This window comes from Mesorhizobium sp. M0991 (assembly GCF_040318915.1).
In the GTDB taxonomy this organism is placed as follows: domain Bacteria; phylum Pseudomonadota; class Alphaproteobacteria; order Rhizobiales; family Rhizobiaceae; genus Mesorhizobium.
The window spans coordinates 19,779-43,653 of sequence record NZ_JAMYNE010000008.1; the positions used below are offsets into that span (position 1 = coordinate 19,779).

24 protein-coding genes and 1 tRNA gene are annotated in these 23,875 nt (G+C 61.0%); 17 read left to right on the forward strand and 8 right to left on the reverse strand.

Translation table 11 applies throughout. The features are described 5' to 3' along the window. Window positions 1-59: 59 nt before the first annotated feature. The 3 genes from NKH70_RS14035 to NKH70_RS14045 all read right to left on the reverse strand — a co-directional run bounded on the left by NKH70_RS14035 (window position 60) and on the right by NKH70_RS14045 (window position 1,925). Window positions 60-1,238, reverse strand: coding sequence for a porin (locus NKH70_RS14035; protein WP_352717455.1), 1,179 nt, complete (start codon window positions 1,236-1,238; stop codon window positions 60-62). Window positions 1,239-1,372: 134 nt separating this feature from the next. Then, entirely contained in the window at window positions 1,373-1,615 is a 243-nt protein-coding gene (locus NKH70_RS14040; protein WP_352717666.1) for a GIY-YIG nuclease family protein, read from the reverse strand. A gap of 219 nt (window positions 1,616-1,834) precedes the next feature. Then, window positions 1,835-1,925 (reverse strand) — tRNA-Ser (locus NKH70_RS14045). A gap of 449 nt (window positions 1,926-2,374) precedes the next feature. Here NKH70_RS14045 and NKH70_RS14050 point away from each other — a divergent pair. Then, window positions 2,375-3,526 carry a porin gene (locus tag NKH70_RS14050; RefSeq protein WP_292660091.1) on the forward strand — a complete coding sequence of 384 codons (1,152 nt, stop codon included), beginning with the start codon at window positions 2,375-2,377 and terminating at the stop codon, window positions 3,524-3,526. A 268-nt stretch (window positions 3,527-3,794) separates the two neighbouring features. Here the strand turns inward: NKH70_RS14050 and NKH70_RS14055 are convergent, their stop codons facing one another. Both NKH70_RS14055 and NKH70_RS14060 read right to left on the reverse strand, forming a co-directional pair. After that, on the reverse strand, window positions 3,795-5,447 hold the full coding sequence (locus tag NKH70_RS14055) for a tetratricopeptide repeat-containing sulfotransferase family protein (RefSeq protein ID WP_353025476.1): 1,653 nt from the start codon (window positions 5,445-5,447) through the stop codon (window positions 3,795-3,797). A gap of 63 nt (window positions 5,448-5,510) precedes the next feature. Further along, the gene (locus NKH70_RS14060; protein WP_353025477.1) at window positions 5,511-7,163 is read right to left on the reverse strand and encodes a tetratricopeptide repeat-containing sulfotransferase family protein; all 1,653 of its coding nucleotides are present in this window, start codon (window positions 7,161-7,163) and stop codon (window positions 5,511-5,513) included. Window positions 7,164-7,284: 121 nt separating this feature from the next. Between NKH70_RS14060 and NKH70_RS14065 the strand changes: the two genes are divergently transcribed. Then, window positions 7,285-8,391, forward strand: a complete 1,107-nt coding sequence (locus NKH70_RS14065) for a pyridoxal phosphate-dependent aminotransferase (RefSeq protein WP_352914609.1) — start codon at window positions 7,285-7,287, stop codon at window positions 8,389-8,391. 32 nt (window positions 8,392-8,423) lie between these two features. Here the strand turns inward: NKH70_RS14065 and NKH70_RS14070 are convergent, their stop codons facing one another. After that, window positions 8,424-8,924, reverse strand: a complete 501-nt coding sequence (locus tag NKH70_RS14070; protein ID WP_352914606.1) for a MarR family winged helix-turn-helix transcriptional regulator — start codon at window positions 8,922-8,924, stop codon at window positions 8,424-8,426. Window positions 8,925-9,123: 199 nt separating this feature from the next. On the opposite strand from NKH70_RS14070, the gene NKH70_RS14075 reads away from it, so the two are divergent. The 10 genes from NKH70_RS14075 (at window position 9,124) to NKH70_RS14120 (ending at window position 17,802) form a co-directional block, all read left to right on the forward strand. Beyond that, entirely contained in the window at window positions 9,124-9,402 is a 279-nt protein-coding gene (locus NKH70_RS14075; protein ID WP_352914603.1) for an acylphosphatase, read from the forward strand. Between the two features lie 149 nt (window positions 9,403-9,551). After that, the gene (locus NKH70_RS14080; RefSeq protein WP_352717448.1) at window positions 9,552-10,214 is read left to right on the forward strand and encodes a TetR/AcrR family transcriptional regulator; all 663 of its coding nucleotides are present in this window, start codon (window positions 9,552-9,554) and stop codon (window positions 10,212-10,214) included. Window positions 10,215-10,262: 48 nt separating this feature from the next. Beyond that, the gene (locus NKH70_RS14085; RefSeq protein WP_352717446.1) at window positions 10,263-11,426 is read left to right on the forward strand and encodes an isovaleryl-CoA dehydrogenase; all 1,164 of its coding nucleotides are present in this window, start codon (window positions 10,263-10,265) and stop codon (window positions 11,424-11,426) included. Window positions 11,427-11,508: 82 nt separating this feature from the next. Continuing rightward, a complete protein-coding gene (locus NKH70_RS14090; RefSeq protein ID WP_352914601.1) occupies window positions 11,509-11,901 on the forward strand; it encodes an AbrB/MazE/SpoVT family DNA-binding domain-containing protein in 393 nt (130 codons plus the stop codon). After that, the gene (locus NKH70_RS14095; RefSeq protein WP_352665924.1) at window positions 11,898-12,281 is read left to right on the forward strand and encodes a type II toxin-antitoxin system VapC family toxin; all 384 of its coding nucleotides are present in this window, start codon (window positions 11,898-11,900) and stop codon (window positions 12,279-12,281) included. Before NKH70_RS14090 ends, NKH70_RS14095 begins: the two co-directional genes overlap by 4 nt. 4 nt (window positions 12,282-12,285) lie before the next feature. After that, window positions 12,286-13,893 (forward strand): carboxyl transferase domain-containing protein, encoded by a 1,608-nt coding sequence (locus NKH70_RS14100; protein ID WP_352717443.1) that lies wholly within the window; start codon window positions 12,286-12,288, stop codon window positions 13,891-13,893. Window position 13,894: 1 nt separating this feature from the next. Next, window positions 13,895-14,425 (forward strand): O-acetyl-ADP-ribose deacetylase, encoded by a 531-nt coding sequence (locus NKH70_RS14105; protein WP_352717441.1) that lies wholly within the window; start codon window positions 13,895-13,897, stop codon window positions 14,423-14,425. A gap of 205 nt (window positions 14,426-14,630) precedes the next feature. Continuing rightward, the gene (locus NKH70_RS14110; RefSeq protein ID WP_352717440.1) at window positions 14,631-14,915 is read left to right on the forward strand and encodes a hypothetical protein; all 285 of its coding nucleotides are present in this window, start codon (window positions 14,631-14,633) and stop codon (window positions 14,913-14,915) included. A 411-nt stretch (window positions 14,916-15,326) separates the two neighbouring features. Further along, on the forward strand, window positions 15,327-15,701 hold the full coding sequence (locus NKH70_RS14115) for a hypothetical protein (RefSeq protein ID WP_352717438.1): 375 nt from the start codon (window positions 15,327-15,329) through the stop codon (window positions 15,699-15,701). Between the two features lie 112 nt (window positions 15,702-15,813). Then, window positions 15,814-17,802 (forward strand): acetyl/propionyl/methylcrotonyl-CoA carboxylase subunit alpha, encoded by a 1,989-nt coding sequence (locus NKH70_RS14120; RefSeq protein WP_352914596.1) that lies wholly within the window; start codon window positions 15,814-15,816, stop codon window positions 17,800-17,802. 98 nt (window positions 17,803-17,900) lie between these two features. On the opposite strand, the gene NKH70_RS14125 is transcribed toward NKH70_RS14120, so the two are convergent. Beyond that, window positions 17,901-19,022 (reverse strand): branched-chain amino acid ABC transporter substrate-binding protein, encoded by a 1,122-nt coding sequence (locus tag NKH70_RS14125; RefSeq protein WP_352914593.1) that lies wholly within the window; start codon window positions 19,020-19,022, stop codon window positions 17,901-17,903. A 387-nt stretch (window positions 19,023-19,409) separates the two neighbouring features. Beyond that, a complete protein-coding gene (locus NKH70_RS14130) occupies window positions 19,410-19,676 on the reverse strand; it encodes an SEL1-like repeat protein (RefSeq protein WP_352490873.1) in 267 nt (88 codons plus the stop codon). A 459-nt stretch (window positions 19,677-20,135) separates the two neighbouring features. Between NKH70_RS14130 and NKH70_RS14135 the strand changes: the two genes are divergently transcribed. The 5 genes from NKH70_RS14135 to NKH70_RS14155 all read left to right on the forward strand — a co-directional run bounded on the left by NKH70_RS14135 (window position 20,136) and on the right by NKH70_RS14155 (window position 23,874). Further along, complete coding sequence (locus NKH70_RS14135; protein WP_352717433.1) at window positions 20,136-20,480, forward strand: DUF2147 domain-containing protein; 345 nt, start codon at window positions 20,136-20,138, stop codon at window positions 20,478-20,480. 208 nt (window positions 20,481-20,688) lie between these two features. Next, the gene (locus NKH70_RS14140) at window positions 20,689-20,841 is read left to right on the forward strand and encodes a hypothetical protein (protein WP_353025481.1); all 153 of its coding nucleotides are present in this window, start codon (window positions 20,689-20,691) and stop codon (window positions 20,839-20,841) included. A gap of 30 nt (window positions 20,842-20,871) precedes the next feature. Next, a complete protein-coding gene (locus NKH70_RS14145) occupies window positions 20,872-21,066 on the forward strand; it encodes a hypothetical protein (RefSeq protein ID WP_352914590.1) in 195 nt (64 codons plus the stop codon). Between the two features lie 187 nt (window positions 21,067-21,253). Next, a complete protein-coding gene (locus NKH70_RS14150) occupies window positions 21,254-22,756 on the forward strand; it encodes an AMP nucleosidase (RefSeq protein ID WP_352717431.1) in 1,503 nt (500 codons plus the stop codon). 80 nt (window positions 22,757-22,836) lie between these two features. Further along, window positions 22,837-23,874, forward strand: a complete 1,038-nt coding sequence (locus NKH70_RS14155) for an endonuclease/exonuclease/phosphatase family protein (protein ID WP_352914587.1) — start codon at window positions 22,837-22,839, stop codon at window positions 23,872-23,874. Window position 23,875: the final 1 nt, after the last annotated feature.

Genomic DNA, 23,875 nt, shown 5'->3' on the forward strand with positions numbered 1-23,875 from the left:
AAAAACAGCCCGGACGTTTAAGCGCCCGGGCTGGATTTCACTTGCTTTAAGTCCAGCCCTTAGAACGAGCGCTGGAAGCGGAGGATACCGCCAACGGCGTTTTTCTTGTCGCCCGGGATGCCGGTCCAGTTGTATTCATAGCCGGGCAGCGAGTCGCTATCGATGTGATGGCTGTTATGAGCCCAGTCCACTTCGGCCGTGATCACCAGGCCGGGAACGATTTCGTATTTGATATTGGCCGCGACGCCAGCTTCCTTGGCTTCGTCATACGACGCCTGGAGGTTGAACGTGGTCTTCTCGTTGATGGTGTAGGCACCACCACCCCAGACTGCCCAGTTACCGCCCCACTGCTTGTAGTAGTTGCGCGGGAGGTTGTCGTCAGAGCCGTAGCCGGCCATCAAGAACAGCGACAGGTTCTGCATCGGCGTCACGTCGAGGCGAACCTTGCCGGCCCATTCTTCGAGGCTGCTGTCATAGGCGACAACACCGCTGATGGATCCCCAGCCCTGCGTGTACTTCACGCCGCCAACTACATACGGAACATAGCTGTCGATCGAGTCGTGACCGAGATTGAGGGCGCCGCCGTCAACGACAAAGCCTTCACCGGTTTCCAACGAAGCCACCGCCGAGAAGCCGTTGCCGGCATCGAAGTAGTACTGGACGACATTGGTGTCGAAGCCGCCGTAGGGAACGATCGTATCCTGGATGACGTCGCCGGCGTAGCCAGTGAACGTATTGAAGGCCGTTTCGTCCTTACCGACGCGCAAACCACCGAGCTGGATCCAGGCGAAGTTCAGCGAAACGCCTCTGCTGCCAAAGTTGGAAAAGAGGGTGTCGTCATAGTGACCCGTTCCCCAGTTGAAGCGGGTCTCGGTGTAGGTCTTCAAGGTGCCCATCTCGGTTTCCTGGCCGGTGTAGGTCCTCAGCGTGAAGCGAGCCTGTTTGTAGTAGCCGTCGTTGACGTTGTCTTCGCCATCGAGGGCATCCGACAGGTCCTGGTACCTGGCGCCGTCGAACGAGCCAGCCTGGCCGGCGGAGATGTCATAACGGACGTAGCCGCCGATGCGCAGGCAGATTTCGGTGCCGGGGATGTAGAAGTAGCCAGCGCCGTAGACGTCGCAGATCTTGACGTATTCAGCGGGTTCCGGCTCGGCGACGACGACGGCGTCGGCGGCGCGCGCACCGGAAACTGCGACCAGTGCCGCAGCGGAGCCGAGAAGAAGGCTCTTGATGTTCATTTTCTGACCTCCAGTCAGAATCGAACCAAAGTGCGGAATTGGCGCCGTGTGTTTCGGTAGTAAGTATCTGGGATTGCGTCGTTATTTCGGAAAATCGTTGATTTTTGTGAGATCACGTGAACAGCCGCAGACGTTCACCAGAGGCGTTTGCTGGCAAACGCATGCCCGGAACCGGATTTGAGATAACGCTCGAATGAAGTCGCCTTGGCTTGGTTCGAGAAGGCGATACAGGTCACGACCCGCCACGGCAGGAATTTGGACGTATGGCTGGATTTTCCGGCGTTGTGCTCGGCGACCCGTCGCTTCAGGTCCGAGGTCACACCGATATAGCGTTCGCCTTCCGCGCTCTTGCTTTCCAGCAGGTACACATACCACACGAACCGGCCTCCCTCGCCAAGGCATCGGAGTACATCCTCCTTTGCAAGGAAGGATATGCCAACCTGATTTTGCAACCGTTCCAAGAGGTTGCAGTCCTCCTTCGCCACGGCTTCGGAGGGCATCCCGCTTCGCGCGGAGAGGGTTTCGCTGGACTTGTCCTGCGAAGCGCTCAGCGCGAAGCAGGATGGCCTGCCACCCGAAGCCCGCAGGGCGAAGGGTGGCGGAGAGGATGGGATTCGAACCCACGAGAAGCTTTTGACCTCTACTCCCTTAGCAGGGGAGCGCCTTCGACCACTCGGCCACCTCTCCGTTGCGCCGGTGGATAAAGAAAAGCGCCGGCACAATCAACAAGCTGGCGCTATTATCCTTGAAAAATCGACCCTTCGCCAAAGCGCCGCCCAGCGATGTGGCGATTCTGCGGCAATTCCCTGGTTCGCGACTCGGGCCATGGTCACATTTCGGGCCGACCATCGCCGGAATCCGCCGTTTGCAACGGCTTGCGAAGGGGTGTTGGTTAACAGGAGCTTTCGGAGTGAGGCCAAATCGTGTCATTTGTGCAACAACGCCGGGGTATAGCGCCAACACAAACCTTTTGCCGGTACGATCGTGGTTGAACGCCGCCGTGTCATGGGTAATGTCGGGTTTGAAGGAGCGGCGCGGTGCGCATCTTTTTCGGTAGTGGGGATGGGGCAGGGAACGCTGTCCTTCAGCAAAGAATACCCAGACCCGTTTTTTAACTTTTGACTGGAGGTCAGAAAATGAACATCAAGAGCCTTCTTCTCGGCTCCGCTGCGGCACTGATCGCAGTTTCCGGTGCGCGCGCCGCCGACGCCGTCGTCGTCGCCGAGCCGGAACCCGCTGAATACGTCAAGATTTGCGACGTCTACGGCGCTGGCTACTTCTACATCCCCGGCACCGAAACCTGCCTGCGCATCGGCGGCTACGTCCGCTATGACATCGGCATCGGTGACGTCGGCTCATTCGACGGTGCAAAGACCACCGATCAGCAGGACGGCGACTCGCAGGATACCTACTACAAGCACGCCCGCTTCACGCTGAAGACCTGGACCGGCCAGGAAACCGAGCTCGGCACCTTGAAGACCTACACCGAGACCCGCTTCAACTGGGGTAACCACAACGATTACCTTGATGACAACTTCAATGGCGGTACGAGCGTTTCGCTGAACTTTGCCTGGGTCCAGCTTGGTGGTCTCCGCGTCGGTAAGGACGAATCGGCCTTCGATACCTTCATCGGCTACGCCGGCAACGTCATCCAGGATACGCTGGTCCCCTACGGCGGCTTCGACACCAACGTCGTCCAGTATTACTTCGATGCCGGAAACGGCTTCTCGGCCGTGGCTTCGTTGGAAACCGGTTCGGGCAGTGCCGCTGCGGATCCTGGCATTTTCCAAGACAGCAACAGCGGCAATGATTCCATCGACAGCTATGTCCCGTATGTCGTCGGCGGTATCAAATACACGCAGGGCTGGGGCTCGATCACCGGTGTCGCCGCCTATGACAGCACCTGGGAAGAGTGGGCCGGCAAGGTTCGCGTCGACGTTACGCCGATACAGAACCTGACACTGTTCCTCATGGCCGGTTACGGTTCGGACGACAACATCGACCGCAACTTCTACAAGCAGTGGGGCGGCAACTGGGCAGTCTGGGGTGGTGGCACCTACACCATCAACGAGAAGACCTCGTTCAACCTCCAGGCGTCGGTTGACGACGACAAGAACTACGGCGTCGCCGCGAACGTCGCCTACGATATCGTTCCCGGCTTCACGATCACCGCCGAAGTCGATTGGGCCCACGACGGTCAGTTTGATAAAGCCTACGATCGCAACTGGACCAATGCCGACGACAAGGACAGCATCGGCGGCATGCTCCGCTTCCAGCGCTCATTCTGACAATCCGAGCCTGACTGAAATCCAAACCCGGCGGGCAACCGCCGGGTTTTTGCATCGGGGAACGCAGCTATCAACTCTCGATGCAAAAATGCGGCTGCGGCTGAAGACCGATCGCAGGGCTGGGCGATTGCGATGCTCGCTGTGCCCGCTTGTTCAGACGTGCAAGAAATAAAAACGTTGTTCCGATCTGAAGGGCTGGCCTACAGGGTCGACGGATCTCGGCAGCAAGTCACGGTCAGCCTCGGCCTGTCGAACGCAACCCACTTCTTCAAAGTTCGGCCAAATCGCCCAAGGCGTCAATCAGCGGCTGGATTGTGCTCTCATATTTTTTCCAGCGCTTGACGGATGAGCTATAGATCGGCTGCCGCACCTGCCAGCGACTGAGCGTGTTGACCGAACCGCCCTTGTCGAAAAAGCGCAGGCAGGCATCGTCCCAGGGCAATCCAAGATGATCGATGAGACGGCGGGATTGAGCCTCCTGATCCGCAACCAGCGTCTCGTAGCGACTTTCGAACATACGTCCCGGAAAAATCTTATCCCAATGTCGCATCAGGCGATCATATTCACGGTAGTACACCCCGAGAGTCTTAAGGTCGGCGTTGTAGCCATGCTCCTTGTTGAACCTCAAGACGAAGCACGAGACGCAATTGTCAACGGCATCGCGCCGGCAATGAATGATGCGCGCGTTGGGAAAGAGAATTCCGATCAAGCCGACAACCTCGAAATTATGAGGCATCTTGTCGACTATGCGGAGCGCGCCTGGCGCGTGTTGACGCAGATAGGACAGATATTCCTCGGCCAGCGCCCTCGACTGATCCCGCGTCATCGACATGATCGAACTGCGCAAGGCCTCATCCGACTGCGTTCTGAAACCCATCAAGCCCGCCATTCGACGCAGCTTCGTGAGTTCCCCGGCGCCATGGACATCCGGATGGCTCGCGCAGATCTGCTCCGTCAGCGTCGTCCCCGACCTGGGCATGCCCAGCACAAACACAGGCACTTCGGACGGACTACCGTGGCCAACCTTGGCTTCCAGCATTGACGGGCTGAATATCTCGATCATGGAATCGATTCTGCGGCGGAAGGACTCCAGATCGAAAGCATCGCCAGCGGCCTTTTTTGCCTTCTGGAAGTGATCCATCGCCTCATCATAGCGCTCGAGATCGTTCAGCACTTTGCCAGCGGCATGATGGAGTTGAGATGCAACATCCGGGTTGAGCTTGGGATTGGAGAGTTCACGCAGGATAGAACCGAGTTCCTCAGGCTTTCCGGTGAACTTGCGCGTGTTGACCAGGCTGTCGTAGGCCGCACCAAGATCGACGCGACGTTCTATTGCCTGATCGAGATAGGCTCTGGCTTCGTCCATGCGGCCGAGGCTGGTGAGCGCACCAGCCAGACCAATCCGGACCATGGGATGGTCGCCGTTGATCTTTAGCGCCTTCTCGTAAAGGGGCAAAGCCATCTCGGCCTTGTCGAAGTTGACGTAGGCACGCGCCAGTCCGCAAAGCGCTTCCACCAGATCGGGCTTCAATTCGCAGGCGCGCTGCAGGTGCCTGATCGCAAGCAAGCTGTCGCCAAGCTTCAGACCGACCTCTCCCAGGCTGAGGTGGAAATACGGATTTTGAGGCGTCTGGCTTACTGCCCGCGCAAAATATTTGAGAGCCAACTCGTCGTCGATACCGAGCCCCAACGTACCGAGGATGTATAGCGAAAGCGGGTGGTTGGGCGTGCGGGCGAGAACGCGATGGCATAATTCCTCCGCCTCCGGGAGCCGCTTGGCTTGCTGAAGTTCGAGCGCCTGCCGCAGCAGCATGTCGTCAGCTTGCGCGCGCGACGGCGATTTCACTTTCGACGGCTGCACTTTCGGCGCCGAACGGGACTTTATGTGTTTGGACCAAGCGGGCGGCAGTCGGTTGCTCATTATGTCTCGCTAGCAAAATGGTCTGGGAGAATCCAGCCAGACCGTTGCCGCCGGCCGTGGAACTCAGGCACCGGCGAGATCGCCGAGCGATTGGATCAGCGGCTGGATTGCGCTCTCATAGTTTTTCCAGCGCTTGACAGATGAACTGTAGATCGGCTGCCGGACTTGCCAGCGACTGGCCGTGTTGACCGATCCCTCCTTGTCGAAGAACCGCAGGCAGGCATCGTCCCAGGGCAATCCAAGATAATCGATCAGACGGCGCGATTGTGCCTCCTGATCCGCAACCAGCGTCTCGTAGCGGTTTTCGAAGATGCGTCCCGGAAAAACCTTGTCCCAATGTCGCATCAGGCGATCATATTCACGGTAGTACAGCCCGAGCGTCTGCAGGTCGGCGATGTAGCTGTGTCCCTTGGAGAAATTCTGGAAAAAACACGAGAGGCAATTGTCGATGGCGTCGCGGCGACAGTGAATAATCCGCGCGTCGGGAAAGAGAAGGCCTATTAGACCGATCAGTTCGAAGTTCTGGGGCATTTTGTCGACGACGCGAAGTGCGGTCGGCGCACGCTCACGAAGGTATGACAAATGCTCCTCGGCCAACCTTTTGGACACGTCAGGGGTGATCGGCACAATCGATTGGCCCAAGGCTCGTGACGGAACCTTCGTGAGGCCGATAACATTTGCGGCTCGCCTTAGCTTGCTCAGTTCTCCTGCGCCATGAACATCCGGGTGGCTCGCGCAAATCTGTTCGGTCAGGGTGGTCCCCGACCGGGGCATGCCCAGTACAAACACGGGCACTTCCGATGGGCTTCCATAACCCGCCTTGGCAGCCACCATGTCCGGGTTGAAGAGCTCGATCGTGGAGTCGACCCAGCGGCGATAGGCTTCCAGATCAAACTTGTAGCCTGTGGCCTGCTTGCCTTTCTTGAAATGATCTATCGCGTCTTCATAGCGCCCAAGGTCGTTCAGCACCTTGCCGGCAGCGTGATGAAGTCTCATCGCACTTTCGGGGTCAAGCTTTGGGTAGCCCAGTTCGCGCAGGATGGACTTAAGTTCGGCCGGCTCTTCGGTGAATTTGCGCGTATGCACAAGCTCGTTATAGGCAGCGGGCATCGCGATGCGACGTTCGATCGCTTCTTTCAGATAGACTTCGGCTTCGTCCACGCGACCGAGTCCGGTGAGTGCGCTGGCCAGCCCCGTCCGAACGCGAGGATGATCGGGGTTGATCTTGAGCGCTTTCTCGTAAACCGGCACAGCCATGTCAGCCTTGTCGAATTCCACGTAAGCGCGTCCCAATGCGCAAAGCGCTTCCAGCAAATCGGGCTTCAACTTCAAAGCTTGCTGAATATGCCTGATTGCGGGCGAATATTCGCTGACTTTTAGATAAACTTCACCCAGACTAAGGTGATAAAAGGGGTTTTGAGGCTCCTCGCCGACGGCGCGGGCCAAATATCGCAGGGCCATTTCATCGTCGAGCCCGATGAATAGCGTGCCCATGATATACAAAGCCAAGGGATGGTTGGGCGTGCGCTCCAGCACGCGACGGCACAGTTCCTCAGCCTCGGCCAACCGCTTGGCCTGCTGCAAGCCATACGCCTGTTTCAGCAGCGCATCGTCGGCCTGCACGCGCGTCAATGGTTTCGCCTTCGGCGGTTGCACGTTCGGCGCCGAACGGGATCTTATGTGCTTGGACCAGGCGGGCGGCAGTCGGTTGCTCATCATGTCTCGCTAGCAAAATGATCCGGTAGAACCCAGCCTGACCATTGCCGCTGGCCATGGAACTTGCGCAGGCCAAGCCAGCAGGCTAGCAAGAAGGCCCCTTTTCGAACGAGCCTTTGCCATGCGCCCTCCCCTTACGCCGCTCGTCGATGCGCTTCCCTCTACAGTGCCGTTTGTCGGCCCGGAGGCGCAGGAGCGCGACCGCGGCCGCGCCTTTCGCGCCCGCATCGGCGCCAATGAGAGCAGCTTTGGCCCTTCGCCGCGCGTCGTTGCCCGCATGGCCGAGATTGCCGGCGACATGTGGATGTATTGCGACCCCGACAATCACGATTTGAAGGTAGCCGTAGCCCGGCATCTCGGCGTCGGCGCCGAAAATGTTGTCATCGGCGAAGGCATAGACGGGCTGCTCAGCCTGGTTGCGCGCATGTATGTGGCGCCCGGCGACGCGGTGGTGACCTCGCGCGGCGCCTATCCGACCTTCAACTTTCATGTTGCCGGCGTCGGCGGCCGGCTGGTCGCGGTGCCCTACGAGAACGACCGGGAAAACCTCGACGGCCTGCTGGGGGCAGTGGCCAGCGAAAAGGCGCCACTGGTCTACCTGTCCAATCCGGACAATCCGATGGGCAGCTGGTGGGAAGCCGCCGAGATCAGCCGCTTCATCGAAGCCTTGCCGGAGACCACAATGCTGGTGCTCGACGAGGCCTATGGCGAATTGGGGCCAGCCTCAGCGCTGCCGCCGATCGATGTGGCGCGGCCGAACGTCATCCGCATGCGCACCTTCTCCAAGGCCTATGGGCTGGCCGGCATACGCTGCGGCTATGCGGTGGCCGAGGCCCAGGTGATTAGGGACTTCGAGAAGATCCGCAACCACTATGGCGTCAGCCGCATGGCGCAGATCGCCGGCGTCGAGGCGCTTGCCGATCAGGCCTGGCTGGAGAGCGTGGTGGCGCGGGTCGCCGCCGGCCGCCGGCGCATTGCCGCAATAGCCGAGGCGAACGGGCTGAAGCCGCTGGCTTCGGCGACCAATTTCGTCACCATAGACTGCGGCCGCGACGGCGCTTTCGCACTAAAAGTGCTGCAGGCGCTGTTGTCACGCGACGTGTTCATCCGCAAGCCGATGGTGCCGGTGCTCGACCGCTGCATCCGGGTCAGCGTCGGCCTCGACCACGAGCTCGACATCTTTGCCGAGGAACTGCCTGGCGCACTGGCAGCAGCGCGGGGGAACTGAACAGCGCAACGCCGGGACCCCAGTGCTGCCCGCTATTTCTCCCCGAGCAGGCGCATGACGCGCTTCAAGGCGTCCGATAATTCGGCAGCCGCTTCATCGGCGAGCCCGCCCGTCAGCCGCGCGAGGTCGCGATCCGCCGCAGCCTGAAGCCTGGCGAGCTCCCCACTTCCGCGAGCGGTCAGCGACAGGATGCGTCTGCGCCGATCGGCTGGGTCAGTGCGCATCTCGGTCAGGCCAGCGGCGGCGAACCTCCTCAGGACGCGTACGACATACGCCGGATCGAGCCGGAGCTCGGCAGCGATTTCGGAGGCTGCCGGTCCGAGATCGAGGTGGAATGCCCGCGCAAGAAACCCTGCCTCACCGCCGCTATTGGCGGCAGCATGGGATCGGCGGCCCAATTCGAACAGCAGCCGCGCCTCGCCTAGCGTATAGGCGCTGTGCGTCAAGGTCTGGTCGAGCAGACCGATCAGCCGCGTGTAAAAGCGATTGAAGCCGCGGATCTCCGCGACAAGGGCATTTCGATCGGCCGGCATGTCGACCTCCTTCGGGCTGATCGCTCCGTAAGGACCATGATCGCCTATTATTTGACTTAGTCAATCATTCGATGGAGACGCCGCCCATCTCGCACGTGAAGCTGGCGGATCGCGATCGGCAGAGAGACCTTCGATGCACGCGGCGCGGTTGAATTTGCAAGACGCTGCGCCAGACTCGACTCAAAAGATGGAGAGCGCGATGGACGACCGGACGGTGCAGGTACGCATATACGGCAAGGTGCAAGGCGTCAGCTACCGGGTCTGGGCGCGGCGCGAGGCGTCGGCGCTTGGCCTTGCCGGGTGGGTGCGCAACGAAGTTGACGGCTCGGTGACAGCTTTGATTGCAGGGACGGGTGCGGCGGTCTCGACAATGATCGAACGGCTTTGGCAAGGGCCGCCAGGGGCAGCGGTTTCGAAGGTCGATGTCGAGGAGATCGAGGCTCGCGATATGTCCGCGGGTTTCAGGATTGTTGCCTAGCAAGGCATGATCCTGCTCATTCGCTTCTATCGCACAAAATCTCCAAGATGCAGATAGAGCAAACCTGAAGCCATTGCCCTGCCCGGACATACCTCGGCCCTTGAATTAATTGAACGTTTGTTTTATTGTCCGCGAAAAGGCGGCTTGTCATGGCGCGTACGACCGGTTCCGACGGAGAGAAGACCGAAGCTGCGGTCCGCGAGGCGGCGGTCAGCCTGATTGCGCGTCTCGGCTACGAGGCGATGTCGATGCGCCAGCTGGCGGCCGAGGTTGGCGTCCAGGCAGCGGCGCTTTACCGCTATTTCCCGACCAAGCAGGACCTCCTGTTCACGCTGATGCGCGAGCATATGGAAGGCTTGATCGAGACGTGGCGCGCAACAAGCCCTGTCGGCGCCGATCCGGCAGCGCGGCTCGCCGCCTATGTCGAAAACCACATCGCCTTCCATGTCGAACGCCGCCATTCCACCCATGTCTCGAACATGGAGCTGCGCAGCCTGTCGCACGAAAAACTAACGCAGATCCTGCGCATGCGCGCGGCCTACGAGAAGGAGCTGCGCGCTATCCTGCGCGACGGCGTCGAAGCGGGCTTGTTCAGTATCGAAGACACGGGGCTCACCGCCATGGCGTTGATCCAGATGATGACCGGCGTCATCGTCTGGTTCCGGCCGGGCGAACGGCTGTCGATCGCCGAAGTCACCGCTACATATCTAGCAATGACATTGCGCCTTGTTGGAGCAAAGAACGACGGCGCGTCAACGAGCTACGACGCCGCGCGTCTATTCGGGCGCGCAAAGGACGTTCTAGCAACTTGATTTCGCGCACGATCCCGATTTTCGGGATCGTGCGCCGGGAGGAACGGCATGTACACGCATACGCTCAACTTCGGGCTTGACGAAGACATCGAGGCACTGCGCGACCTGGTGCGGCGCTTTGCCCAGGAAAAGATCGCACCGATCGCCGCCGAAATCGACCGCTCGAACGAATTCCCGGCACATCTGTGGGCGGAGCTCGGCGGGCTTGGCCTGCTCGGCATCACCGCCGATCCCGATTTCGGTGGCAGCGGCATGGGCTACCTCGCCCATGTTGTCGCGATGGAGGAGATTTCGCGCGTCTCCGCCTCGGTCGGCCTCTCCTACGGTGCCCATTCCAACCTCTGCGTCAACCAGATCAACCGCTGGGCAACGCAGGCGCAGAAGGAAAAATATCTGCCTTCGCTCTGCAGCGGCGAAAAGGTCGGCGCACTGGCGATGTCGGAATCGGGTGCCGGCTCCGATGTGGTGTCGCTTCGCCTGCGCGCCGAAAAACGCAACGATCGCTATGTACTCAACGGCACCAAAATGTGGATCACCAACGGGCCGGATGCCGAGACGCTGGTCGTCTACGCCAAGACCGATCCGGAACTCAATTCGCGCGGCATTACCGCTTTCATCGTCGAAAAGGCCTTTGCCGGTTTTTCCGTGGCGCAAAAGCTCGACAAGCTCGGCATGCGCGGCTCGAACACCGGCGAGCTGGTGTTCGAGAATGTCGAAGTGCCGTTCGACAACGTGCTGCACGAGGAAGGGCGCGGCGTCGAGGTGCTGATGTCGGGCCTCGACTACGAACGCGCCGTGCTGGCCGGCGGCCCGATCGGGCTGATGGCGGCGTGCCTCGACGTGGCGATACCTTACGTGCATGAACGCAAGCAGTTCGGCCAGCCGATCGGCGAATTCCAGTTGGTGCAAGGCAAGCTCGCCGACATGTATGCGACGATGAACGCGGCGCGTGCTTACGTCTATGCCGTAGCCGCCGCCTGCGATCGCGGTGAGACGGCCCGCAAGGATGCTGCCGGCTGTATTCTCTTCGCCGCCGAAAAGGCGACGCTGATGGCGCTCGACGCCATCCAGCTTTTGGGTGGCAACGGCTACATCAACGACTACCCGACCGGCCGGCTGCTGCGCGACGCCAAGCTCTACGAGATCGGCGCCGGCACCAGCGAAATCCGTCGCTGGCTGATCGGGCGGGAAATCATGGCGGAGAGCGCCTGATGGCATCTTTTTAAGATTTTGCCAGAAGCCGCAAGATGTGGCATACCTCGGAATATGTGCCACAATACAGGCGAGACGGACCATGGCGGGCAAAACGGGAAAGTCCGGACTTGAAGAAGACCCGCAAGCACAGTTCGATGCCGGCGCTCGCCAACCACAGCTTCGGGTTCCGGCGAAACGCGAGCGTGTCAAGCTTGGCGAGGGCGGGCGCTTCGTCATCCCTGCCGCGATGCGCGAGGAGATGGGCGTGAAGCCTGGCGAGGACATGATCCTTCATGTCGAAAGCGGCGAGCTGCGGGTAAGATCGTGGCTGCAGAATCTGCGACGGGTCCAGGCCGAATTGTCAGCGCTGAAACAGCCCGGTGAAAGCGTGGTCGACGAATTTTTGAAGGAGCGGCGGGAAGAGCAGCGTCGAAGCGACAAGCGTCTCGACCGGCTTCACGCCGAAGGGACAACGGGAAAGCGGGCGAAATGAAGCCCTACGTCATGGACAGCTCGGCGGCGCTCGCAATCCTGCTCAACGAGCAAGGCACCGACAATGCTTTGGGGTTCGCGCCGGACGCACAATGCAGTTCAATCAATGCGGCCGAAATCATCGCCAAGCTGATCGACAAGGGACGCAGCATGGAACAGGCCGCGGACGACCTCGCCAGTCTCGGCATGCCGATCGCCGTTTTCGACGACGCGATGGGCATCGCGGCCGGGCAGCTTCGCCAATTGACGCGGCATCGCGGCTTGTCGCTGGGCGATCGGGCCTGCCTCGCACTGGCAATTCGCGAGAACGCTATTGCCGTCACCGCCGATCGCGATTGGGGCGACCTCGATGTCGGCTGCAAAATCGAGCTGATCCGGTAGCGCCATGGCCCCCCTCACCTCGCAGATCTCGCCCGCCTCCGATATCTTCCGCGCCAATGCCGAGCGCATGCGGGCGCTGGTCGCCGACATCGCTGAAAAAGCCGCCGCCATCGAGCGCGGTGGCTCGGAAGAGGCGCGTGAGCGGCACGTCTCTCGCGGCAAGCTCCTGCCGCGGCAACGCCTCGCGCAATTGCTCGATACGGGCTCGCCGCTCCTCGAAATTGGCCAGTTCGCCGCTTGGTCGATGTATGGCGAGGACATCCCTTCCGCCGGCCTCATCGCCGGCATCGGCCGGGTCGAAGGCACCGAAGTGATGGTCGTCGTCAACGACGCCACGGTGAAGGGCGGCACCTATTATCCGCTGACCGTGAAGAAGCATCTGCGTGCACAGGAGATCGCGCTACAGAACAATCTGCCTTGCGTCTATCTGGTCGACAGCGGCGGCGCCAATCTGCCCAACCAGGACGAGGTGTTTCCCGACCGCGATCATTTCGGCCGCATCTTCTACAACCAGGCCAACATGTCGGCCGCCGGCATTCCGCAGATCGCCTGCGTCATGGGTTCGTGCACGGCCGGCGGCGCCTATGTGCCTGCGATGTCGGACGAGACAATCATGGTGCGCAACCAGGCAACCATCTTTCTCGGCGGGCCGCCGCTGGTGAAGGCGGCCACCGGCGAGGACGTCACCGCCGAGGACCTCGGTGGCGCCGACGTGCACACAAGGCTTTCCGGCGTTGCCGACCACTATGCGCTCGACGACGAGCATGCGCTGGCCATATGCCGGCGGATCGTCAAAAACCTGAATCGGAACAAAATTGTAAGCCTGGCCCTGAAGAAATCGATTCCGCCGCTTCACGATCCACATGAACTCTACGGCATCGTACCGACGGATCTGCGCCAGCCTTACGACGTGCGCGAGGTGATCGCCCGAATCGTCGACGGCTCCGAGTTCGATGAGTTCAAGCAGAATTACGGCACCACGCTGGTCACCGGTTTCGCCCACCTCAGCGGCATGCCGGTCGGCATCGTCGCCAACAATGGCGTGCTGTTTTCGGAAAGCGCGCTGAAGGGCGCGCACTTCATCGAACTGTGCTGCCAGCGCAGGGTGCCGCTGATTTTCCTACAGAACATCACCGGTTTCATGGTCGGGCGAAAATACGAGGCCGGCGGCATCGCCAAGGACGGCGCCAAGCTGGTGATGGCGGTCGCCACCGCCAAGGTGCCGAAAGTAACGATGATCATCGGCGGCTCGTTCGGCGCCGGCAATTACGGCATGTGCGGACGCGCCTATTCACCACGCTTCCTGTGGATGTGGCCGAATGCCCGCATTTCGGTGATGGGCGGCGAGCAGGCGGCAACGGTGCTGGCCGTCGTCAAGCGCGAAGGCATCGAGCGCAAGGGCGGCGAATGGAGCGCCGAGGAGGAAGCGAAATTCAAGAAGCCAATCCTGATGAAGTACGAGCACGAAGGCCACCCGCTCTATTCGTCGGCAAGGCTCTGGGACGACGGCATCATCGACCCGGCCAAGACCCGCGAGGTGCTGGCGCTCAGCCTTTCGGCCGCGCTCAACGCCGAGATCGAGGAGACACGCTTCGGCGTGTTCAGGATGTGAGATGAGCGAAACCGGCCCGAGGATTCGCATTCAAACCGGCGACATAACGAAGCTGGCGGTCGATGCCATCGTCAACGCCGCCAACACCTCGCTTCTCGGCGGCGGTGGCGTGGACGGCGCCATTCACCGCGCGGCCGGCCCCGAGCTTCTGGCCGAATGCCGGATGCTGAATGGCTGCAAGGTCGGAGACGCAAAAATCACCAAGGGCTACAAGCTGCCCGCGCGCTACATCATCCATACGGTCGGGCCGGTCTGGCAAGGCGGCAGCAAAGGAGAAGCCGAACTGCTCGCCTCCTGCTATCGCCGGTCGCTCGAAATCGCCGCCGCAAAGGACTGCCGGACGGTGGCGTTTCCAGCGATCTCGACCGGCGTCTACCGCTATCCAAAGGACCAGGCGACGCAAATTGCCGTCGGTACCGTGAGTGCCTTCATCGGCCAGAACGTCGTTCCGGAAGCCGTCATTTTCTGCTGCTTCGACGAGCCGACGGCCGAACTGTATCAGTGGGTCGTTGCCGCACTCGGCAGGGTGTGATCCTGCGCAGGCGACAACCCACCACATCTCCCGACTATTTTTTGCTTCTTGATCTGGCCAGACGAAAGAATCACGGCTATTGATCATCGCAAATACCAATGGGGATTGGGCGAAGATGAGGCGGCGGGTTTTTCAGAGAACAACTGTGCATATACTTGCGGGGTTGCTTATATTAGCGACGCCTGGCGTCGGTGCAGCGGAGTCGTTGGCGGGAAGCAAGGGCGAGACCCGTTTCTATCCCTATTTGCCGCAGAACCCGAAGGATGAATGTACCAGGGCCTACAAGGCCTATGTAGCGGCCGGCGGCCATTCAGCCTATGCAACCACTCCGTATTCCCGGGTGCGTTCGCTGTACATCATCTGCGGCTCGCGCTTGAATGCACCGTCACAGCAAGCTGCCGAAGAGTTGGCGTTGAAATCCTGTCAGGCCACCCGCAACAGTTACAGGGTTACAACAGGTGGGGGCTGCGAAATCGCCGCCTCTAAATAAGCGAATATCTACAGTGTTGGGGTTTTTCAAATGGGTTGGGCAATGAAATCTTTATCCATCAGGCGAACAGCCATATCGGTACTTGCACTGCTCGTGCAAGGGCGACAGCCGTTTTCCGGTCTATTTTGCACCGGGTACAATCGGAGGCTGCGGCAAAAATTACAAGGACTACGTGGCGGCTGGCGGTCACTCGGCCTATGCGATGACGCCATTCAACTGGGCAACCGAATTCACTATTTGCGGTGCTTATCTGAATGCACCATCCCAGAAGGCTGCTGAAGCACTGGCGTTGAAGTCCTGCCAGTCCGCGCGCAGCAAGTACAAGGTCACGACTGCAGGGGCATGCGCCATAGCTGCCTCCAAATAGGCCGACACTCGGCGGCCTTCGACGTTTCCAATGGATGGGAAAAAATGAAGTCTATCAGCGTCAAACAAGCAGTCCTCTCGCTAATAGCTGGGTTGCTTCTAATCTCGAGCCCCAGTGTCGGCGCTGCGGAATCGCTGGCTGGAAGCAAGGGCGACGTCCGCTTCTACCCGTATTTTCCGGCAACCGCGGATCGGCCATGCACCAAGGCATATAAGGCCTATGTGGCGGCCAGCGGCCATTCAGCTTATGCGACCACTCCGTATTCCCGGGTGCGTTCGTTGTACATCCTGTGCGGCTCACGCTTGAATGCGCCGTCGCAAAAGGCTGCCGAGGATATGGCGATGAAATCCTGCCAGGCCACCCGCAACCGTTACAAGGTCACAACCGGGGGAGCTTGCGAAATCGCGGCCTCAAAGTAGGCAGGCCTCGCTTGCCTACCCTTTGACCGCCAGACTACAAAGCAGGACATCGCCGCAGCTCGCGTAGAGAGAATTCGCGCCGTTAGCGGCAAGCTCTGCCTGTGGAGGCCCGATGTTCGCCAAGATCCTGATCGCCAACCGTGGCGAGATCGCCTGCCGGGTGATCCGCACGGCACGCAGGATGGGTGTGCGCAGCGTCGCCGTCTATTCCGACGCCGATGCTCACGCCTTGCATGTCGAAATGGCCGACGAAGCGGTGCATATCGGCGCCTCTCCCGCCAACGAAAGCTATCTGCGCGGCGACAAGATCATCGCGGCGGCCTTGGCCACAGGTGCCGAGGCCATCCATCCGGGCTACGGCTTTCTTTCGGAAAACCCCGAATTCGTCGACCAGGTCGCGGCGGCTGGGCTGATCTTCATTGGGCCGTCGGCGGCCTCGATCCGTGCCATGGGACTGAAGGACGCGGCCAAGCGGCTGATGGAAAAGGCCGGCGTGCCTGTCGTTCCGGGCTACCATGGCGAAGCGCAGGAGATCGTGTTGCTCGCCTCCAAGGCGCGCGAGATCGGCTACCCCGTACTGATCAAGGCGCGCGCCGGCGGCGGCGGCAAGGGCATGCGGCGTGTCGAGCATCCCGATGATTTTTCGGAAGCATTGTCGGGCGCGCGGCGCGAGGCGAAAGCCGCGTTCGGTGACGACCGCGTCTTGGTGGAAAAATATGTCGACAAGCCGCGCCACATCGAAGTGCAGGTGTTTGGTGACAATTTCGGCAACGCCGTACATCTTCACGAACGTGACTGCTCGGCGCAGCGCCGCCACCAGAAGGTGATCGAGGAGGCGCCTGCCCCGGGCATGACGCCGGCACTGCGCAAGGCGATGACCGAGGCGGCGGTGAAAGCCGCCAAGGCAATCCACTATTCCGGCGCCGGTACCATCGAGTTCATCGTCGATGCCTCGCAAGGTCTGAAGGCCGACCGTTTCTGGTTCATGGAAATGAACACCCGCCTGCAGGTCGAGCACCCCGTCACCGAAATGGTCACCGGCATCGACCTGGTCGAGTGGCAGTTGCGGGTAGCCTCCGGCGAAAAACTGCCGAAGACGCAGAGCGAGATCGCGCTCTCCGGCCACGCCTTCGAGGCGCGTATCTATGCCGAGGACGCGGCAAGGGGGTTTTTGCCGGCGACTGGCACCTTGCACCATTTGAAATTTCCGCAGCCGGCACCGGAGGGTGCAACCATGCGCATCGAAACCGGTGTGCGCGCCGGCGATGCGATTTCGCCGTTTTACGACCCGATGATCGCCAAGCTGATCGTTCATGGCAAGGACAGACGGGCGGCGCTCACAGCACTTGGCGCGGCGCTGTCGCAGACAGAAATCGCCGGCTCAACGGTCAACACTGGCTTTCTTGCCGCGCTGGCCGCTGATGCGGATTTTGCGGCGGGCGATGTCGATACCGGCCTGATCGCCAGGCATCAGCAGGCGTTGACGGCGGTCCCGCCGCCGAGCGGTGAGACAATTGCCGCCGCGGCACTTGCCGCGTCTGGTGCGGGCGACTTGCCGTCCTCGGACGATCCCTGGTCGTCACTGGCCGGCTATGCGCATTTCCACGCTGTAGCGCGGCGCACCCTGCTGAAATTTGGCGAGCAGGAGATCGTCGCGCGCGTGTCGGTGCGGCCGGACGGACGGTTCGAGGTGGTGCTGGATGCGCCCTATGAGCGTGTCAATTCGCATGATCTTCGCGCGGCGCCTCGCCTCGCCCGCTGGCCGGGCCACGTCACGGTCTTCGATGGCGCAATCGGCTACGGTTTTGCCGTGCCGGATCCGCTGGCGCGAGCCGACGAAGCCGCCGCCGCTTCCGGCAGCCTGCGCGCACCAATGCCCGGCCTGGTCAAATTGGTGCGTGCAGCCAGAGGCGAGTCCGTGATCAAGGGCCAGCCGCTGCTGATCCTGGAGGCGATGAAGATGGAGCACACCATTGCCGCGCCCCATGACGGGGTTATCGCCGAGATTGCTGCCGAAGGCGCGCAGGTCACCGACGGGACCGTGCTGGTTCGCTTTGCCGAGGAACCCCAGTTGACTGCTGTTTCCCTATCCACGAAGTGATCTCGAACGCGTCACAAAGGCGTCGCCAAAAACAACATGGCCGGGTTTGACCCCGGCCATGTTCGATTACAGCAGCGCGTCTTGCGGCGCCGCGGCCATTACGGCTGGATCGGCGCGTATTTGCCGTCGTGCCACTGGTTGATGTCGTAGCTGACGTTCTTGAGGTCGCCCTTTTCGTCGAAAGTGACCGCGCCGACGACGGTGCTGATCGGCTCGCCGCTCTTCAAAGCTTCGGCAACCTTGGCCGGGTCGTCGCTGCCGGCGCGCTTGATGCCCTCGGCGAAGGCCTGGATCACCGCATAGGAAAACAGCGTGAAGCCCTCCGGCACGAAGCCGCCGGCTTTGATCTTGGCGATGGCTTCTTTGGCTTCGGGCTTCGCCTGCGGATCCGACGGGAAGACGAACATGGTGCCTTCGCCGGCCGGGCCGGAAACCTGCCAGAATTCCGGCGTGGCAATCGAGTCCGGCATGATCAGCTGGAATTTCAGGTTCTGTTCCGCCGACTGGCGCAGGATGAGGCCGGCTTCGGGGTGGTAGCCGCCGAAATAGACGACGTCAGCCTTCAGGTCCTTGAGCTTGGTGACAAGCGCCGCGTAGTCCTTTTCACCGGCGTTGATGCCCTCGTAGAGGATCTCGTTGAGACCGTTCTGGTTCATCGTTGCCTTGACGACATCGGCGACGCCCTGCCCATAGGCGCTCTTGTCGTGCAGGATGACGACGTTCTTGCCGGCATATTTCTTGGCGATCCATGGACCGATGAAAGCGCCCTGCGCGTCGTCGCGCGTATAGAGACGCATGATCGTCGGCCAGCCGGCTTTCGCCGCTGCGTCAGTCAGCACCGGGTTCGACGAAGCCGGGCTCATCATCAGCGCGCCGGCTTCGGCATAGACCGCGGAGGCCGGGATGCTCGAGCCCGAACAGGCATGGCCATCGACGAACTTGACGCCGTTGGCAACGACGCGGTTGGCGACCGAAACCGCCTGTTTCGGATCACACTGGTCATCCTGGACGTCGAGCTTGATCTGGCGGCCATCGACGCCGCCGGCCGCGTTGATCGCGTCGGCGGCGGCTTGCGCGCCTTGCTTGAATTGGTCGCCGATGGTGGCAAGCTGACCGGTCATCGGTCCGACCACCGAAAAGGTGATGTCGTCGGCGAAGGCAATCGGCGCACTCATCATCAGGCCCACTATGGCCGCGCTCAAAATACCCAACTTTTTCATGGTGATACACTCCTCCACTCTCGCGCGGCCGCCCGGCCGCGCCTCTTCCAGAGTGGGCGGGAGAATTTCACCCTTCGCCAAGCCTGTCTAGACGCATCGGCGGCACTCGATTGGGCCTGCAACACGCTGTCCCAAAGACAAAGCCGCGCCAGCCTTGTTCCGGCCGGTCGCAGCTTTTCTCATCGAGCTTCCCGAGGTATCAGCACCGGGATCCGCTCGCCTTCCCTGTTTTGTAGGGTTTATTGCACGGCTCGTCCGCCTGCCGTGTTCTTGTTGGCCCAGCCGTCTTGCGCGGCCTTGATTTTCGGGTCCAGCCGTCTGCGCGGCTTTGATCCGAAGCGTCCCTGTCGTGAGGTCAGTACCCCTGTGAAGTCGATGCCGGCGAATTCAGTGCATCGTCATCCATTCGCGGGCTTCGCGCAGCGCCTTGGCGATCTCCCCCTTCGACATGGCGGCCGACAATTCAGAGCGCAGTTCCGCGGCGCGGGCCGAACCCTTGATCGCGGCGATGTTGAACCATTTGTGGGCCGCGACGACATCGGTCTCGCAATCGCGGCCGGTCGCATACATCATGCCCAACTCGAAAAGAATATCGGCCTGGGCAGTTGCCCCCATGGCGCCGAAGCCGGCTTCAAGCATTTCAAAACGTGCCATTTCAAATCCCCTGTTCTGGCTCCCGAGAGCTGTCTCCGTCTGTCCCTCGGTGTCCTTGATTACCTTCGGGGGCGGCCGCTCTTTCGATGCTTTCGAGAATGCCGCGGAGGCTTGAATCCGTCGTTAAATGGCGTGCTTAATTTGAAGAAAACAAAGCTAAAACAAGAGGTAAACGCGAAAATTCGTTAAGGATACAAAGCCAGCAATCGCGCCGGTTTGCACAAAATTTGAAGAAAACTTGCGAGGCGCGGATCAAGACTCCGCTAACCACAGAAGACAAAGACGTGTGCGGCCCGTTTCATTTTTCGCCAGCGCGGCCGTTCGGGAGCGGGCAAAAACCCGCAACCCTTCCGTCGCGGCACCGCTTTTGTTTTTCCGGGAGCTGGACTAGCTTACGTTTGCGTAAGGGGCAGACAGCCGGGACGGAGCCCGATTGGACTTGCCTGAGGGAGGAGAGACATGTTTCGACAAGTGAGCCTGGCCCTCGCGGCCGCAATAATGATGACCGGCGCGGCATTGGCCGATCCGATCGAAGGCAATTGGAAAACGCAAGCCGGATCGACTGCCGCCATTTCGGGTGGCGGCGGGGCATTTTCGATTACGCTCAAATCCGGCAAATTTGCCGGCAAGAACATCGGTTCACTGAAGGTGGCCGGCGCCAACAAATATGCCGGCACCATAACCGACCCGGAAACCGACAAGACCTATTCGGGCAAGGCTTCCCTTTCCGGCAGTTCACTCAAGATGAGCGGCTGCGTTTTCGGCGGGCTGATCTGCAAAAGCCAGACCTGGCACAAGCTCTGATCGAGCCCTTCCTGCCGTGGTGAGCGGGGCCAGTCGGCCCCGTTTTCATGTTGTCGGTCTGGCAGCCACGGCGTCGCCATAGGTCGCTGCTTTCAAGGCGGCCCGCCCAGAGATCATCAACCATTTTGAACCCCAGATGAACGGCGGCATCAGAGCCGGTTCAGCCTGGGCAAGGCATTGTCATGCGTGTTGAAGGAGACACCGCGCAATGCTTGCCCGCCGCTTCACCATCGTCTGCCTGCTGATGAGCCTGTTCGGCATGTTGTTCGCCGTCCTTGTCGCCCAAGCCGGCCGGCCGGCCCGCGCCTGGGACGTCGCCATTTCCTGCCGGCTCGGTTGCCCGAACCAGCTTCGCCACTGAACCCGACAGCGAGATATTGAAACCCACGCCATGACCCGCCTCACCGCCAACATCGTCAAGACCCTTCGGCTTCTGCCGCGGACGGCGCTCATCCTGATGCTCCTGGCGGCCCCGGTCCTGGCCGTGCCGACGATGCGCGCCGATGCTGGTTCGACCATCGAGGCGCCTGCGCCGAGGAAGTCCGGCATCGGCTTTGTGCTGCTGGTAAGCTTGCGGCGCGGCTAATGCATGTCGCGCAAAAGTGTGCAGCGGTTTTGCGACAACGGCATGCATAAAAGCAAGAACCTAAAGCGTGTCGCATGAGGCCGGACGAACGCGACGCGCTTAAGGCCGCTGGAAAGAAAACGCCAACAGGCGTTCTGAGATCACCTTACCCCCTCCCAACTGCGCGCCCAACTCTCTATATTGGGTCATGGAAAAGCGAATCTATCCCCAAGCCATTGAATCAGTCGTCACGCCGGAGCCGTTTGGCCGAAAGAGCTTCGACGACGCCAAGAAGGCGGTTGCAGCCCTCCAGGTGCTTTACGATCGCAATACCAAATTCCTGCGCGATTCATTTACCGCTCTCGCCGCGGGCGGTGACAACAACAAACGCTACCGGGCCTTCTATCCGGAGATCGGCGTCACCACGAGTTCATTCACCCAGATCGACTCGCGGCAGGCCTATGGCCACATGCCGACGCCGGGGCATTTCTCGACCACCGTCACCCAGCCGGCTCTTTTCGAGAGTTATCTCACCGAACAGCTTCGCCTGATCATGCGCAACCACGGCGTTCCGGTCACGGTCTCGGAATCGACCACTCCCATCCCGCTGCATTTCGCCTTTCTCGAGGGCACTCATGTCGACGGCACTGCCGCGGAACGCATCAAACGGCCGATCCGTGACCTGTTCGACGTGCCGGATCTCGACGGCACCGACGACCAGATCGCCAACGGCACGTTCGAAGTGGCATTGGGCGAGGCACGGCCGCTGGCACCGTTCACCGCGCAACGGATCGACTATTCGCTGCACCGGATGTCGCATTATACGGCGACCAGTCCCCAGCATTTCCAGAACTTCGTGCTGTTCACCAACTACCAGTTCTACATCGACGAATTCGTCGCCCGTGCACGCGATTTGATGGCCAATGGCGGTGACGGATACGTCGAGTTCGTCGAGCCGGGCAATATCGTGACCAAAGTCGGGGACAGCGCGCCCGGTGAGGGTGCCGCGCCGCCTCGCCTGCCGCAGATGCCGGCCTATCATCTGAAGAAGCCGAACCATGGCGGCATCACCATGGTCAATATTGGCGTTGGACCTTCCAACGCCAAGACGATCACCGACCACATCGCGGTGCTCCGGCCGCATGCCTGGGTGATGCTCGGCCATTGCGCCGGCCTGCGCAACACCCAGGCGCTGGGGGATTATGTGCTGGCGCATGCTTATGTGCGGGAAGACCATGTCCTCGACGACGATCTTCCGGTCTGGGTGCCGATTCCGCCGCTGGCCGAAATCCAGGTGGCGCTGCAGGAAGCGGTCGCCGAGGTCACCGGGCTTTCCGGCTACGACCTCAAGCGCATCATGCGTACCGGCACCGTCGCCACTATCGACAACCGCAATTGGGAGCTGCGCGACCAGCGCGGGCCGGTGCAGCGGCTGTCGCAGTCGCGGGCGATCGCGCTCGATATGGAATCGGCGACGATCGCCGCCAATGGCTTCCGCTTCCGGGTGCCCTATGGCACGCTGCTTTGCGTATCCGACAAGCCGCTGCATGGCGAATTGAAGTTGCCCGGCATGGCGACCGAGTTCTACAAGCGGCAAGTAGCGCAGCACCTGACCATCGGCATCAGGGCGATGGAGAAGCTGGCTGGAATGCCGATGGAGCGACTGCATTCGCGCAAGCTCAGGAGCTTTTCGGAAACTGCCTTCCAGTAGATGCCGAATCGCATGTGTCGGTCCAGGTCAGGACATTTCGTCATCTTGATTGAGCCGCATTTCTGCCGATAGACAAAGCGATGGCACGTGTTCTGGACATGACGGTTGCGCTGGCATTCGTCGCAATGCTTGCACTCTCGGCCGCGCTGGTGGCCGGGTTCTTCGGATCGCTGCATCCGGCCCTCGATTCCTTTGCTCATTTCCGCGTCCATTTTTCCGTGCTGATGGCGCTTTGCGCGCTGCCGCTGCTCGCCACCTCGTTTCGCCTGCAGGCGGCGGCCGCATTGCTGTTTGCGGTAGCCTCCTTTGCCACCACGTCGAATGCCTTGCCGCTTTCGCGGCTATGGCAGGTGCAGGCGGCCTACGAAGCCAAACCCGGTGACGAGCCAGTCTACCGCCTGCTGCAGATGAACCTCAGGTTCAACAATCCAACGCCTGAGAAGGTGCTGTCGCTGATCGGCCGGACCCAGCCTGATGTGATCACCCTCGACGAGGTGTCCGAGATGTGGAAGGCAAAGCTTGGACTGCTGTCCGGCGCCTATCCCCACCGGATCCTCTGCCCATATCCCAATGGCGTGTTCGGCGTTGCGCTGCTGTCCAGACGACCGTTTGCCATAGGCACGGAGCCGCACTGCGACAGCCGCGGCGCGATGGCGATCGCCACGGTCGATTTCGGCGGAACCGACGTCGATGTCGCCGCCATCCACCTCACTTGGCCATGGCCGCACAACCAATCACGGCAGATTGGAGGGTTGTCTGACGAAATCGCCTCGCTTGGCGAGACGTCGATCCTGGCGGGCGACTGCAACGCAGCACCATGGAGCGCCGCCGTCCGGCGCGTCGCATCGCTTGGCAAGCTGACTGTAATGCCGTCGGTCGGGCCGACCTGGCTCTACAGAAGGCTGCCGGATTTCCTGCGCTTCGCCGGACTGCCGATCGACCAGGTTTTCAGCAAGGGCGCTATCATCATCCGTTCGGCGTCGAAGCTGGAAGACACCGGCTCAGACCATCTGCCGGTGCTGGTGGAGTTTTCGCTACGGTCGGATGAACAAAAGCCGCTCGACGAGCACCAGACGGCGACCGCGCTTGCGGCGCTGCCTGGCGGGACGCGAAGCTGAA